This is a genomic window from Streptomyces boninensis (genome assembly GCF_048572725.1).
GTDB classification, from domain to species: Bacteria; Actinomycetota; Actinomycetes; order Streptomycetales; family Streptomycetaceae; genus Streptomyces; species Streptomyces boninensis.
On sequence record NZ_CP183837.1, the window covers coordinates 1,263,735 to 1,277,363 of the forward strand.

12 protein-coding genes are annotated in these 13,629 nt (G+C 70.3%); all 12 read right to left on the bottom strand.

The features are described from left to right. Positions 1 to 61: 61 nt before the first annotated feature. The 12 genes from metK to ACNNMR_RS05680 all read right to left on the bottom strand — a co-directional run bounded on the left by metK (position 62) and on the right by ACNNMR_RS05680 (position 13,558). Entirely contained in the window at positions 62 to 1,270 is a 1,209-nt protein-coding gene (gene metK, locus ACNNMR_RS05625; protein ID WP_419993402.1) for a methionine adenosyltransferase, read from the bottom strand. A 171-nt stretch (positions 1,271 to 1,441) separates the two neighbouring features. Then, entirely contained in the window at positions 1,442 to 2,698 is a 1,257-nt protein-coding gene (gene coaBC, locus ACNNMR_RS05630; RefSeq protein WP_419993403.1) for a bifunctional phosphopantothenoylcysteine decarboxylase/phosphopantothenate--cysteine ligase CoaBC, read from the bottom strand. A gap of 122 nt (positions 2,699 to 2,820) precedes the next feature. Then, a complete protein-coding gene (rpoZ, locus tag ACNNMR_RS05635; RefSeq protein ID WP_419993404.1) occupies positions 2,821 to 3,081 on the bottom strand; it encodes a DNA-directed RNA polymerase subunit omega in 261 nt (86 codons plus the stop codon). Positions 3,082 to 3,121: 40 nt separating this feature from the next. Further along, a complete protein-coding gene (gene gmk, locus ACNNMR_RS05640) occupies positions 3,122 to 3,682 on the bottom strand; it encodes a guanylate kinase (protein WP_419993405.1) in 561 nt (186 codons plus the stop codon). Positions 3,683 to 3,727: 45 nt separating this feature from the next. Then, positions 3,728 to 4,051: an integration host factor gene (locus ACNNMR_RS05645; RefSeq protein WP_093712873.1), complete on the bottom strand. Its 324-nt coding sequence runs from the start codon at positions 4,049 to 4,051 to the stop codon at positions 3,728 to 3,730. A 195-nt stretch (positions 4,052 to 4,246) separates the two neighbouring features. Then, positions 4,247 to 5,095 (bottom strand): orotidine-5'-phosphate decarboxylase, encoded by an 849-nt coding sequence (gene pyrF / locus ACNNMR_RS05650; protein WP_419993406.1) that lies wholly within the window; start codon positions 5,093 to 5,095, stop codon positions 4,247 to 4,249. Next, complete coding sequence (locus ACNNMR_RS05655; RefSeq protein WP_419993407.1) at positions 5,092 to 6,216, bottom strand: quinone-dependent dihydroorotate dehydrogenase; 1,125 nt, start codon at positions 6,214 to 6,216, stop codon at positions 5,092 to 5,094. The genes pyrF and ACNNMR_RS05655 overlap by 4 nt, the downstream gene beginning before the upstream one ends. A gap of 9 nt (positions 6,217 to 6,225) precedes the next feature. Continuing rightward, positions 6,226 to 9,540, bottom strand: a complete 3,315-nt coding sequence (gene carB / locus ACNNMR_RS05660; protein ID WP_419993408.1) for a carbamoyl-phosphate synthase large subunit — start codon at positions 9,538 to 9,540, stop codon at positions 6,226 to 6,228. Further along, on the bottom strand, positions 9,533 to 10,660 hold the full coding sequence (gene carA, locus ACNNMR_RS05665) for a glutamine-hydrolyzing carbamoyl-phosphate synthase small subunit (RefSeq protein WP_419993409.1): 1,128 nt from the start codon (positions 10,658 to 10,660) through the stop codon (positions 9,533 to 9,535). Before carA ends, carB begins: the two co-directional genes overlap by 8 nt. After that, positions 10,657 to 11,232 (bottom strand): hypothetical protein, encoded by a 576-nt coding sequence (locus ACNNMR_RS05670; RefSeq protein ID WP_419993410.1) that lies wholly within the window; start codon positions 11,230 to 11,232, stop codon positions 10,657 to 10,659. The genes carA and ACNNMR_RS05670 overlap by 4 nt, the downstream gene beginning before the upstream one ends. Beyond that, entirely contained in the window at positions 11,229 to 12,521 is a 1,293-nt protein-coding gene (locus ACNNMR_RS05675) for a dihydroorotase (RefSeq protein ID WP_419993411.1), read from the bottom strand. The genes ACNNMR_RS05670 and ACNNMR_RS05675 overlap by 4 nt, the downstream gene beginning before the upstream one ends. Beyond that, positions 12,518 to 13,558 (bottom strand): aspartate carbamoyltransferase catalytic subunit, encoded by a 1,041-nt coding sequence (locus tag ACNNMR_RS05680; RefSeq protein WP_419993412.1) that lies wholly within the window; start codon positions 13,556 to 13,558, stop codon positions 12,518 to 12,520. The genes ACNNMR_RS05675 and ACNNMR_RS05680 overlap by 4 nt, the downstream gene beginning before the upstream one ends. Positions 13,559 to 13,629 lie beyond the last annotated feature (71 nt).

Below are 13,629 nucleotides of genomic sequence, written 5' to 3' on the forward strand. Positions count from 1 at the left end.
TCAAAGACCGCGCCCCGGCACCCGCCGAAGCGAGTACCGGGGCGCTCGGTCAATGCCGGTGTTACAGGCCCGCGGCCTTTCGCAGGGCCTCGGTGCGGTCCGTCTTCTCCCACGTGAAGTCCGGGTGCTCGCGGCCGAAGTGGCCGTAAGCCGCCGTCTCCGAGTAGATCGGGCGGAGGAGGTGGAGGTCGCGGATGATGGCGGCCGGGCGGAGGTCGAAGACCTCGGAGATGGCCTGTTCGATCTTTTCCGGGTCGACCGTGGAGGTGCCGAAGGTCTCGACGAAGAGGCCGACCGGCTCGGCCTTGCCGATGGCGTAGGCGACCTGGACCTCGCAGCGGGCGGCCAGGCCGGCGGCGACGACGTTCTTGGCGACCCAGCGCATCGCGTACGCCGCGGAGCGGTCGACCTTGGACGGGTCCTTGCCGGAGAAGGCGCCGCCGCCGTGGCGGGCCATGCCGCCGTACGTGTCGATGATGATCTTCCGGCCGGTCAGGCCCGCGTCGCCCATGGGGCCGCCGACCTCGAAGCGGCCGGTGGGGTTGACCAGGAGGCGGTAGCCCTCGGTGTCGAGCTTGATGCCGTCCTCGAGCAGCGCGGCCAGCTCCGGCTCGACCACGAATTCGCGGATGTCGGGCGCCAGCAGCGAGTCCAGGTCGATGTCCGAGGCGTGCTGCGAGGACACCACGACCGTGTCGAGGCGGACGGCCTTGTCGCCGTTGTACTCGATGGTGACCTGGGTCTTGCCGTCGGGGCGCAGGTAGGGGATGGTCCCGTTCTTGCGGACCTCGGAGAGGCGCTTGGAGAGCCGGTGGGCCAGGTGGATCGGCAGCGGCATCAGCGACGGGGTCTCGTCGGTCGCGTAGCCGAACATCAGGCCCTGGTCGCCCGCGCCCTGCTTGTCGAGCTCGTCCTCGTCGCCCTCGACGCGCTTCTCGTACGCCGTGTCGACGCCCTGCGCGATGTCGGGGGACTGCGAGCCGATGGACACCGAGACGCCGCAGGAGGCGCCGTCGAAGCCCTTCTTGGACGAGTCATAGCCGATCTCGAGGATCTTCTCGCGGACGAGGGTCGCGATATCCGCGTACGCCGTCGTCGTAACCTCACCGGCGACATGCACCTGGCCGGTGGTGATCAGCGTCTCGACCGCGACGCGCGAGGACGGGTCCTCGCGGAGCAGGGCGTCGAGGATGGTGTCGCTGACCTGGTCAGCGATCTTGTCGGGGTGACCTTCGGTCACGGACTCCGAGGTGAAAAGACGGCGGGACACATCGCTCCCTGGGTTGCAGCGGCTGCTGGCTATCAATAGTGGACCGTATCCCGGGAGAGCCCCCCCGCGGCCGATCCGGGCACAGTTTATCTGCCGGACTCCCTGAGGCCACAACCACGTCTCGGTCTGTGGATGGCCCGTGACCTGGGGATCTTCCGGTTCACGAGATATTCACCGGGGGTTGGGCGCTGGAGTGTCGGCTTCCGGGCCGCGCAGCAGCCTGACACCCACCAGGTCCCAGACGGTGTCCGCGAGCGCTTCCTTGGGGCCGAACGGGACGGGGGTCTCGGTGCCGTCGGCGCCGAGGACCACGGCCTCGTTGTCGGCGGAGCCGAAGGTCTTCCGTTCCCCGACCTCGTTGACAACCAGCAGGTCGCAGCCCTTGCGGGCCAGCTTGGCGCGGCCGTTCTTCAGCACCTCGTCGGTCTCGGCGGCGAAGCCGACGACCACCTGGCCCTCGCGGGCCCGCTTGGCGGAGATCTCGGCGAGGATGTCGGGGTTACGGGTGAGGATGACCGGGTCCGGATCCTCGCCGTCCTTCTTCTTGATCTTCCCGGAGCGGTATACCGCCGGGCGGAAGTCCGCCACCGCCGCCGCCATGACGACCGCGTCCGCTTCCGCGGCCGCCTTCACCACGGCGTCGCGCAGCTGCCGGGCGGTCCCGACCCGTACGACATCCGCGCCGGCCGGCACCGGCAGGTCGGAGTTCGCGGCGATCAGGGTCACCTGCGCGCCGCGGGCCAGGGCCGTACGGGCGAGGGCGAAGCCCTGCTTGCCGGTGGAGCGGTTGCCGAGGTAGCGGACCGGGTCGAGCGGCTCGCGGGTGCCGCCGGCGCTGATCACGACGCGGCGGCCGGCCAGATCCGGGACCATTCCGGCGGTGCCGCGGCTCAGCACCCGCTTCGCCACCTCGAAGATCTCCTCCGGCTCCGGAAGCCGGCCCTTGCCGGTGTCCACGCCGGTGAGGCGGCCGACCGCGGGCTCGATGACGATGGCGCCGCGGGAGCGGAGGATCGCGACATTGGTCTGGGTGGCGGGGTGCTCCCACATCTCGGTGTGCATCGCGGGGGCGAAGACGACCGGGCAGGTGGCGGTGAGCAGGGTGTTCGTCAGCAGGTCGTCGGCGAGGCCGAGGGCGGCCTTGGCGAGCATGTCGGCGGTGGCGGGGGCGACGAGCACCAGGTCGGCGGAGCGGCCGATGCGGACGTGCGGTACCTCGTGGACGTTGTCCCACACCTCGGTGGCGGCGGGCTTGCCGGAGAGGGCGGACCAGGTGGCCTCGCCGACGAAGTGCAGGGCGGAGGCGGTGGGCACCACCTGCACGTCGTGGTCGGACTCGGTCAGGCGGCGCAGCAGCTCGCACGCCTTGTACGCGGCGATGCCGCCGCTCACTCCGAGCACGACCTTCGGCTTGGCATTCTGGGTCACGACTGGGTCCCCACCCTTCCGATCAAACGACTGCGTACTCCCCCATCACACACCACAGGCCCGGCAGGTGCGCTGCCGGGCCCGGGGAAAACGTTCTATAACGCTCTATACGGCGGTGCCGCTCAGGTGGCCGGGGCCTCCACGGCCTCGGAGGTGAGCAGGCCGGCGTTGATCTCGCGCAGGGCGATCGAGAGCGGCTTCTCGTGTACGTGGGTGTCCACGAGCGGGCCGACGTACTCGAGCAGGCCCTCGCCGAGCTGCGAGTAGTACGCGTTGATCTGGCGCGCGCGCTTGGCGGCGTAGATCACCAGGCTGTACTTCGAGTCGGTGGCCTCGAGCAGCTCGTCGATGGGCGGGTTAATGATGCCCTCGGGCGCGTTCATAGGAGAGGACAACTCTCAGGCCTTCCGTAAATGATCATGATCAGTCTGAAACCTGCATCAAGGCTAGCAGCTCGCGCGCGACATCCTCGACGGAGGTATTGACAAGCGTGGAGTCGAACTCACTCTCCCCCGCTAGCTCGGTCTTCGCCGCTTCCAGGCGCCGCTCGATCACCTCGGGCGGCTCGGTGCCGCGCCCGGTCAGCCGCCGGACCAGCTCGTCCCAGCTGGGCGGGGCGAGGAAGACCAGCTGCGCGTCGGGCATCGACTGGCGGACCAGCCGGGCGCCCTGCAGGTCGATCTCCAGCAGGACCGGCTCACCGTTCTCCAGCCGCTCCTGCACCGCCTTGCGCGGCGTCCCGTAGCGGTTCCCCGAGAACTCCGCCCACTCCAGCAGATCGCCATTGGCGACCAGCTTGTCGAATTCCTCGTCCGAGACGAAGAAGTACTGCACACCGTGCTTCTCACCCGGCCGCGGATGGCGGGTGGTCGCCGAGACGGAGAGCCAGACCTCGGGGTGGACCTTGCGCATATGAGCGACGACCGTGCTCTTGCCGACCCCGGAGGGGCCGGAGAGCACGGTCAGCCGCGGACGTTCACTCATGCAGCGATTATCCCGGTTCCCAGGAGTGCCTGAGACCATCTGGGATCAGGCGCTGGCGCCGCCGAACTCACGCTCGAGCGACGCGATCTGGTTGGAGCCAAGGCCTCGCACGCGGCGGCTCTCGGAGATCCCGAGGCGCTCCATGATCTGCTTGGCGCGGACCTTGCCAACGCCCGGGAGCGACTCGAGCAGGGCGGAGACCTTCATCTTGCCGATGACATCGTTCTCCTGGCCCTGCTTGATGACCTCGTGCAGGGAGGCGCCGGAGTGCTTCAGTCGATTCTTGACCTCGGCGCGCTCCCGGCGAGCCGCGGCGGCCTTCTCGAGCGCGGCTGCGCGCTGTTCAGGGGTAAGGGGCGGAAGAGCCACGCCTACGTCACCTCGGATGTCGAACTTGTCGGATACGGACCGGTGTGGAACCTAGTCGCCCCGCACCTGCGGAGCAACGAGCAACGCGCTGGTGCACGCGCTCTGAAAACGGAGACTAGCGGCCGAGTCCGCTTGAGTCAGCGAGAACAGCGGAAAAGTCCTGGTCAGACTGAGATTGCATGGCAATTCGTACGCTTATTGACCGTTTTGTCGGTAAGCTTCCCGTACCTCGTCGGCCAGACGTGCGGCAGCATTACGCAGGCCGTTTACGTCCGGACCGGCCTGCAGCACCCCCCTGCTGACGCTCGGGAGCACATTCCGCAGCGCCGCCCCGAAGACCGCCGGGAGGTCCGCGGGGGTGGCTCCCTGGGCGCCGATGCCGGGGGCGAGGAGCGGGCCGTTCACGGCCAGATCCACCCCGGCGTCGCCGAGCGTGGCGCCGATGACCGCGCCGACCGAGCCGAGCGGCTCCGCGCCGCGGTTCTCGGCCGCGATGTGGTCGAGCATCACCTGGGCGAGCGGGCGGCCGTCAGCGGCCGTGGCGCGCTGCACCTCGGCGCCCTCCGGGTTGGAGGTGAGGCCGAGGACGAAGACGCCCGCCCCGGAGACGTGCGCGGCGTCCAGGGCGGGGCGCAGCGAGCCGAAGCCGAGGTACGGGCTGACGGTCAGCGCGTCCGAGAAGAGCGGGCTGTCCTTGTCCAGGAAGGCGGCCGCGTACGCGCCCATGGTGGAGCCGATGTCGCCGCGCTTGGCGTCCATGAGGACCAGCGCGCCCGCGTCCCGGGCGTCTGCCACGGCCTTCTCCAGTACGGCGATGCCGCGGGAGCCGAAGCGCTCGAAGAAGGCGGACTGCGGCTTGAGCACGGCCGTACGCCCGGCGAGCGCCTCGACGACGGTGTGCGTGAAGCGCTCGAGGCCCGCCACGTCGTCGTTCAGGCCCCAGGCGGTCAGGAGCGAGGCGTGCGGGTCGATGCCCACGCAGAGCGGGCCGCGGGTGTCCATGGCGGCCCGCAGGCGGGTGCCGAAGGGTTCGAGAGCTGTCATGCGTTCGCCTTCCTTGCGTCGGCGCCGACGGCGTCGGCGAGGGTGGCGTACGGAGAGGCTGCCAGCAGCTCGGCGAGGCCGCGGTGGAGCTTGCGGGGCCACAGCGGGCCCTCGTAGATGAAGGCGCTGTAGCCCTGGACGAGCGTGGCGCCCGCGAGGATGCGCTCCCAGGCGTCCTCGGCCGTCTCGATGCCGCCGGCGCCGATCAGGGTCGTACGGTCCCCGACGCGCCCGTACAGGCGCCTCAGGACCTCCAGGGAGCGCTGCTTCAGCGGCGCGCCCGACAGGCCGCCGGCGCCGCAGGCGTCGACCTCGGCGGCGGGGGTCCGCAGGCCCTCGCGGGAGATGGTGGTGTTCGTGGCGATGATCCCGTCGAGGCCGAGCTCGACGGCCAGGTCCGCGACCTCGTCCACGTCCTCGTCCGCGAGGTCCGGCGCGATCTTCACCAGGAGCGGGACGCGGGTGTCGGTCGTACGGTCCGCGGCCTCGCGCACGGCCGTGAGCAGCGGGCGGAGGTGCTCGACGGCCTGGAGGTTGCGCAGCCCGGGGGTGTTCGGGGAGGAGACGTTCACGACGAGGTAGTCGGCGTGTCCGGCGAGCCGCTCCGTCGAGGTGACGTAGTCGCCGATTGCCTCCGATTCGGGGACAGCCTTGGTCTTGCCGATGTTGACGCCGACGATCGCGTTCGGCCGGTACGGGGCGCGCTGCCCGGCGCGGCGGCGGGCAAGGCGGGCGGCTACGGCGGCGGAGCCGTCGTTGTTGAAGCCCATGCGGTTGATGAGCGCGCGGTCGGCCGGGAGGCGGAAGAGGCGCTTCTTGTCATTGCCGGGCTGCGGCTGCCCGGTGACCGTGCCGATCTCGACGAAGTCGAAGCCGAGCATGGTGAGGCCGTCGATGCCGACAGCGTTCTTGTCAAAGCCGGCGGCCAGGCCGAAGGGGCCGGGGAGGTCCAGGCCGAGCGCCTTGGTGCGCAGGGAGGGGTGCTTCGGGGCGGCGGTGAGCCGCACGCCGCCGCGCACCGCGGGGGTGGCGGCGGCGGTGCGGATGGCGGAGAAGGCGAGGTGGTGGGCCTTCTCCGGATCCATCCGCTTGAAGCCGTACTTGAAGAGGAGGGAGTACATGCCGTCCTTCTACTTGGTGGCGCGGGCGGCGTTGAGATGCTCCGCATGGTCCTGCAGGGACCGGACGCCGACCTCGCCGCGGGAGAGCGCCTCGATGCCCTGCACGGCCGCGGCGAGCGCCTGGACCGTGGTCAGGCACGGGATGCCGCGGGCGACGGAGGCGGTGCGGATGTCGTAGCCGTCGAGGCGGCCGCCGGTGCCGAACGGGGTGTTGACGATCAGGTCGACCCCGCCGTCGTGGATGAGCTGGACGATCGTCGGCTCGCCGTTCGGCCCTGTGCCTTCGCTCTTCTTCCGTACGACCGTGGCATTGATGCCGTTGCGCTTGAGGACCTCGGCCGTACCGGAGGTGGCCAGCAGCTCGAAGCCGTGCTGGACCAGCTCGCGGGCCGGGAAGATCATCGAGCGCTTGTCGCGGTTGGCGACCGAGATGAACGCCTTGCCCTTGGTCGGCAGCGCACCATAGGCGGCGGCCTGCGACTTGGCGTACGCCGAGCCGAAGACCTCGTCGATGCCCATGACCTCGCCGGTGGAGCGCATCTCCGGGCCGAGGATGGTGTCCACCCCGCGGCCGTGGATGTCGCGGAAGCGGGACCAGGGCAGCACGGCCTCCTTGACGGAGATCGGCGCGTCCAGCGGCAGTGTGCCGCCGTCGCCCTCGGCCGGGAGCATGCCCTCCGCGCGCAGCTCGGCGACGGTGGCGCCGAGGGAGATGCGGGCGGCGGCCTTGGCGAGCGGCACCGCGGTCGCCTTCGAGGTGAAGGGGACGGTGCGGGAGGCGCGCGGGTTGGCCTCCAGGACGTAGAGGATGTCCCCGGCCAGCGCGAACTGGATGTTGATCAGCCCGCGGACCCCGACGCCGCGCGCGATGGCCTCGGTGGAGGCGCGCAGCCGCTTGATGTCGTAGCCGCCGAGGGTGATCGGGGGCAGCGCACAGGCGGAGTCGCCGGAGTGGATGCCGGCCTCCTCGATGTGCTCCATGACGCCGCCGAGGTAGAGCTCCTCGCCGTCGTAGAGCGCGTCGACGTCGATCTCGATGGTGTCGTCGAGGAAGCGGTCGATGAGGACCGGGTGCTCGGAGATCAGGCCCGCGTGCCGCTCCAGGTAGCCGGCCAGGGAGGGCTCGTCGTAGACGATCTCCATGCCGCGGCCGCCGAGGACGTACGACGGGCGGACCATGACCGGGTAGCCGATGCCGCCGGCGATGTCCTTGGCCTCGTCGAAGGAGTACGCGGTGCCGTACTTCGGCGCCGGGAGGCCGGCCTCGGTGAGGACGCGGCCGAAGGCGCCGCGCTCCTCGGCGAGGTCGATGGCCTCCGGGGAGGTGCCGACGATCGGGACGCCGTTCTCCTTGAGCGCCTTGGCCAGGCCCAGCGGGGTCTGGCCGCCGAGCTGGACGATGACACCCGCGACCGGTCCCGCCTGCTGCTCGGCGTGGACGATCTCCAGGACGTCCTCGAGTGTCAGTGGCTCGAAATACAGTCGGTCGGAGGTGTCGTAGTCCGTGGAGACCGTCTCCGGGTTGCAGTTGACCATGACGGTCTCGTAGCCGGCGTCGCTCAAGGCGAAGGAGGCGTGCACGCAGGAGTAGTCGAACTCGATGCCCTGGCCGATGCGGTTGGGGCCGGAGCCGAGGATGATCACGGCGGGCTTCTCGCGGGTGGCGACCTCGTTCTCCTCGTCGTACGAGGAGTAGAAGTACGGGGTCTTGGCCGCGAATTCGGCCGCGCAGGTGTCGACCGTCTTGTAGACCGGCCGGATGCCGAGGGCGTGCCTGACCTCCCGTACGACATCCTCGCGCAGCCCGCGGATCGCGGCGATCTGGGCGTCGGAGAAGCCGTGCCGCTTGGCGTGGGCGAGCAGCTCGGGGCCCAGCTTGTCGGCGGCCGCGACCTCGTCCGCGACCTCCTTGATCAGGAAGAGCTGGTCGATGAACCACGGGTCGATCTTGGTGGCGGCGAACACCTCGTCCTCGGTGGCGCCGGCGCGGATGGCCTCCATGACGGTGTTCAGGCGGCCATCGGTCGGAGTCTTGGCCGTCTCCAGGAGCTCGGCCTTGGCGCCGGGCTCGCCGGTGAAGGCGAACTGGCTGCCCTTCTTCTCGATCGAGCGCATCGCCTTCTGCAGCGCCTCGGTGAAGTTACGGCCCAGGGCCATGGCCTCGCCGACCGACTTCATGGTGGTGGTGAGGGTGGCGTCGGCGCTCGGGAACTTCTCGAAGGCAAACCGCGGGACCTTCACCACGACGTAGTCGAGCGTCGGCTCGAAGGAGGCCGGGGTCTCCTCGGTGATGTCGTTCGGGATCTCGTCCAGGGTGTAGCCGACGGCGAGCTTCGCCGCGATCTTGGCGATCGGGAAGCCGGTGGCCTTGGAGGCGAGGGCGGAAGAACGCGACACCCGCGGGTTCATCTCGATCACGATGATGCGGCCGTCGTCGGGATTGACCGCGAACTGGATGTTGCAGCCGCCGGTGTCGACCCCGACCTCGCGGATGATCGCGATGCCGACGTCACGCAGCCGCTGGTACTCACGGTCGGTCAGCGTCATCGCGGGCGCGACGGTGATGGAGTCGCCGGTGTGCACGCCCATCGGGTCGAAGTTCTCGATGGAGCAGACGACCACGACGTTGTCGTTCTTGTCGCGCATCAGCTCCAGCTCGTACTCCTTCCAGCCGAGGATGGACTCCTCCAGGAGCACCTCGGTGGTCGGCGACAGCGTGAGGCCCTGACCGGCGATGCGGCGCAGCTCCTCCTCGTCGTGCGCGAAGCCGGAGCCGGCGCCGCCCATGGTGAAGGAGGGCCGGACGACGACGGGGTAGCCGCCGAGGGTGTCGACGCCCTTCAGCACGTCATCCATGGAGTGGCAGATGACCGAGCGGGCGGATTCGCCGTGCCCGATCTTCTTGCGGACCTCCTCGACGACGTCCTTGAAGAGGTCGCGGTCCTCACCCTTGTTGATGGCCTCGACATTGGCGCCGATGAGCTCGACGCCGTACGCCTCCAGCACCCCCTGCTCATGCATGGAGATCGCGGTGTTGAGCGCCGTCTGGCCGCCGAGCGTCGGCAGCAGCGCGTCCGGCCGCTCCTTCGCGATGATCTTCTCTACGAACTCCGGGGTGATCGGCTCGACATAGGTGGCGTCGGCGATCTCCGGGTCGGTCATGATCGTCGCCGGGTTGGAGTTCACCAGGATGACCCGCAGGCCCTCGGCCTTCAGCACACGGCAGGCCTGGGTGCCGGAGTAGTCGAACTCGGCGGCCTGGCCAATGACGATCGGGCCGGAGCCGATGACCAGGACGGACTGGATATCGGTGCGCTTAGGCACGCTGGCCCTCCATCAGGGATACGAAGCGGTCGAAGAGGTACGCGGCGTCGTGCGGGCCCGCGGCCGCCTCGGGGTGGTACTGGACGCTGAAGGCCGGCTGGTCGAGCAGCTGCAGCCCCTCGACGACGTCGTCGTTGAGGCACACGTGGGTGACCTCGGCGCGGCCGTAGGGCGTCTCGAAGGGGCCGTCGAGCGGGGCGTCCACGGCGAAGCCGTGGTTGTGCGCCGTGACCTCGACCTTGCCGGTCGTACGGTCCTGGACCGGCTGATTGATGCCGCGGTGGCCGTACTTGAGCTTGAACGTGCCCTGGCCGAGCGCGCGGCCGAAGACCTGGTTGCCGAAGCAGATGCCGAAGAGCGGCGTCTTGCGCTCCAGCACACCCTTGACCAGCGCGACCGGGTGGTCGGCGGTGGCGGGGTCGCCGGGGCCGTTGGAGAAGAAGACGCCGTCGGGGTTTACGGCGTAGATGTCGTCAATAGACGCGCTGCCCGGCAGGACGTGCACCTCGATGCCGCGCTCGGCCATGCGGTGCGGGGTCATGCCCTTGATGCCGAGGTCGATGGCGGCGACGGTGTACTTCTTGGAGCCGATGGCCGGGACCACGTACGCCTCGGTCGTGGCGACCTCCTCGTACAGGCTGGCGCCCTTCATCTGCGGGGCGGCCTGCACCCGGGCCAGCAGCGCGGCATCGTCCGCGACCGCCTCGCCCGAGAAGATCCCGACGCGCATCGCACCGCGCTCACGCAGATGCCGCGTCAGGGCGCGGGTGTCGATGCCGCTGATGCCGACGACGCCCTGCTTGGCGAGCTCCTCGTCGAGGGAGCGCTTGGCGCGCCAGTTGGAGGGCTTGCGGGCGGGGTCGCGGACGACGTAGCCGGCCACCCAGATCCGCCCGGACTCCGGGTCCTCGTCGTTCACGCCCGTATTTCCGACGTGCGGGGCGGTCATGACGACCACCTGCCCGTGGTACGACGGGTCGGTCAGCGTCTCCTGGTAGCCGGTCATGCCGGTGGAGAAGACGGCCTCGCCGACGGTCTCCCCCACCGCGCCGTACGCCCGGCCGCGGAAGGTGCGGCCGTCCTCAAGGACGAGCACCGCGGGTGCCTTCGGGGTCGTCATCGTGCGCCTTCCCTCGTGTCGTGCTGGTCGGTAAAAGATGCGGCGTTTACGGCGGCGACCCACTCGGGGTGCTCGGCCGCGTGGTCGGAGCGGAAGCCGGAGTCGTACTCCTTGCCGCCGTGCTCCCAGGTGATCACCAGCAGGCCGCCCTCGGTGAGGACCTTGCCCGCGATGCCCTTGTCGAGCCGGGCCTCGCGCAGCTGCCCGGCCGGGATGAAGAAGTCGCCGGCCCCGGGCCGTACGACCGCCAGCCCTTGCTCCGAAAGGGTGAGCTCGGCGCGGCTGCGGACGCCCAGGCCGTGGGCGACGATCCGGTCGAGCCACTGACCAGCGGTGGTGGAGCCGTGGTAGCGCCCGGTCATGGTGAGCGTCGCCGTACCCGCGTCCTCGGGGATGGCGGTCAGCTCGGGCACGTCCGACTGCAGCACCTTGCGCCAGGTCCAGCCCTGCCGCATCAGCCAGTAGCAGAGCGCGATGAAGAGCAGCAGGCCCACCACCCAGCCGACGCGGGCGGCCCAGTCGGTGACCTCCTGCGACTTCCGCTCGTCGGCGAGCAGGATCAGCGGCGTCACGCCAGCTCACCGCCGGTGACGGTGGCGCGGCCGCGCAGGATGGTGTGCGTGACGCGGCCGGGCAGCTCGCGGCCCTCGTACGGGGTGTTGCGGCTGCGGGAGGCGAAGCCGGTGGGGTCCACGTCTCCACGGTAGGCCGGATCGACCAGGACCAGGTTGGCGGGCTCACCGGCGGCGACCGGCCGCCCGTGGCCGCCCAGGCGCCCGATCTCGGCGGGCCGGAAGGACATCCGGTCGGCGACCCCGGCCCAGTCCAGCAGCCCGGTCTCGACCATCGTCTGCTGGACGACGCTCAGCGCCGTCTCCAGCCCGACCATGCCCATGGCCGCCGCGCCCCACTCGCAGTCCTTGTCCTCATGCGGGTGCGGGGCGTGGTCGGTGGCGACGCAGTCGATGGTGCCGTCGGCGAGCGCCTCGCGGAGCGCGAGGACGTCCTTCTCCGTACGCAGCGGGGGGTTGACCTTGTAGACCGGGTTGTACGAGCGGACCAGCTCGTCGGTCAGCAGCAGGTGGTGCGGGGTGACCTCGGCGGTGACGTTCCAGCCCTTGGACTTCGCCCAGCGGACGATCTCCACGGAGCCGGCCGTCGAGAGGTGGCAGATGTGCACGCGGGAGCCGACGTGGGCGGCGAGCAGCACATCGCGGGAGATGATCGACTCCTCGGCGACGGCGGGCCAGCCGCCGAGCCCCAGCTCGGCGGAGACGACGCCCTCGTTCATCTGGGCGCCCTCGGTCAGCCGCGGCTCCTGGGCGTGCTGCGCGATGACACCGTCGAAGGCCTTCACGTATTCGAGCGCCCGCCGCATGATCACGGCGTCATCCACGCACTTGCCGTCGTCGGAGAAGACCACGACGCCCGCGGCCGAGTCGTGCATGGCGCCGAGCTCGGCGAGCTGCTTGCCCTCCAGGCCGACGGTGACGGCGCCGACCGGCTGCACGTCGCAGTAGCCGGACTCCTTGCCGAGCCGCCAGACCTGCTCGACCACGCTGGCGGTGTCGGCGACGGGGAAGGTGTTGGCCATGGCGTGCACGGCGGTGAAGCCGCCCTTGGCGGCGGCGCGGGTGCCGGTGAGGACGGTCTCGGAGTCCTCGCGGCCGGGCTCGCGGAGGTGGGTGTGCAGGTCTACGAGGCCGGGGAGGAGGATCTGCCCGTCGGCGTCGATGACCTGGGCGCCGTCGGCGCTGAGGCCCGTACCGACGGATGCGATCTGCTCGCCCTCGATGAGGACGTCCTGGACGTCGCCCCCCAGCACCTTCGCGCCGCGAATAAGGATCTTGCTCGTGCTCACTTGGGGGTCTCCTCGGTGCGGGTGGGGTTGGCGGCGGCGGGCGCGCTCGGCTCGTCGGCGAGCACGGCACCGCCCAGCAGCAGGTACATCACGGCCATGCGGATCGAGACGCCATTGGCGACCTGCTCCACGATGGTCGAACGGTGGGAGTCGGCGACCTCGGCGGAGATCTCCATGCCGCGGTTCATCGGGCCGGGGTGCATGACCAGCGCGTGCTCCTGCATGCGGGCCATGCGGTCGCCGTCGAGGCCGTAGCGCCGCGAGTACTCGCGCTCGGTCGGGAAGAACGCGGCGTTCATCCGCTCGCGCTGCACCCGCAGCATCATCACGGCGTCGGACTTGGGGATGACGGCGTCGAGGTCGTACGACACCTCGCAGGGCCAGCTCTCGACGCCGATCGGCAGCAGGGTCGGCGGGGCGACCAGGGTCACCTCGGCGCCCAGGGTGTGCAGCAGGTGCACGTTGGAGCGGGCGACGCGGCTGTGCAGCACGTCGCCGACGATGGTGACCTTGCGCCCGGCCAGGTCGCGCCCGGTGCCGTCGCCGGGGCCCTGGTGCAGGGTCGAGCCGCCGTCCGCGGCGCCCGCGAGGTGGCGGCGCATGGTGAAGGCGTCGAGCAGCGCCTGGGTCGGGTGCTCGTGCGTCCCGTCCCCGGCGTTGATCACGCTGCCGTCGAGCCAGCCGGAGCCGGCGAGGCGGTGCGGGGCGCCGGAGGCGTGGTGGCGGATGACGACGGCGTCGGCGCCCATGGCCTGGAGGGTGAGGGCGGTGTCCTTGAGGGACTCGCCTTTGGACACCGACGACCCCTTGGCGGAGAAGTTGATGACATCGGCGGAGAGCCGCTTGGCGGCGGCCTCGAAGGAGATGCGGGTCCGGGTCGAGTCCTCGAAGAAGAGGTTCACGACCGTGCGGCCGCGCAGCGTCGGCAGCTTCTTGATGGGGCGGTCGGCGACCCGGGCCATTTCCTCGGCGGTGTCGAGGATGAGGATGGCGTCGTCCCGGCTGAGGTCAGAGGTCGAGATGAGGTGGCGCTTCATCTGGGTGTCGGCTCCACGTCTTGAATCAGAGGGTGCGCGGCTTATGTCTTTGGTGCGGCGGGCATGCCTGC

Excerpts from the sequence above, each read along its gene's own strand:
- gmk (WP_419993405.1), bottom strand. The coding sequence starts at position 3,682 with ATGAGTGAACGTCCGCGGCTGACCGTGCTCTCCGGCCCCTCCGGGGTC.
- ACNNMR_RS05655 (WP_419993407.1), bottom strand. The coding sequence starts at position 6,216 with ATGTACTCCCTCCTCTTCAAGTACGGCTTCAAGCGGATGGATCCGGAG.
- carA (WP_419993409.1), bottom strand. The coding sequence starts at position 10,660 with ATGACGACCCCGAAGGCACCCGCGGTGCTCGTCCTTGAGGACGGCCGC.
- ACNNMR_RS05680 (WP_419993412.1), bottom strand. The coding sequence starts at position 13,558 with ATGAAGCGCCACCTCATCTCGACCTCTGACCTCAGCCGGGACGACGCC.
- pyrF (WP_419993406.1), bottom strand. The coding sequence starts at position 5,095 with ATGACAGCTCTCGAACCCTTCGGCACCCGCCTGCGGGCCGCCATGGAC.
- rpoZ (WP_419993404.1), bottom strand. The coding sequence starts at position 3,081 with ATGAACGCGCCCGAGGGCATCATTAACCCGCCCATCGACGAGCTGCTC.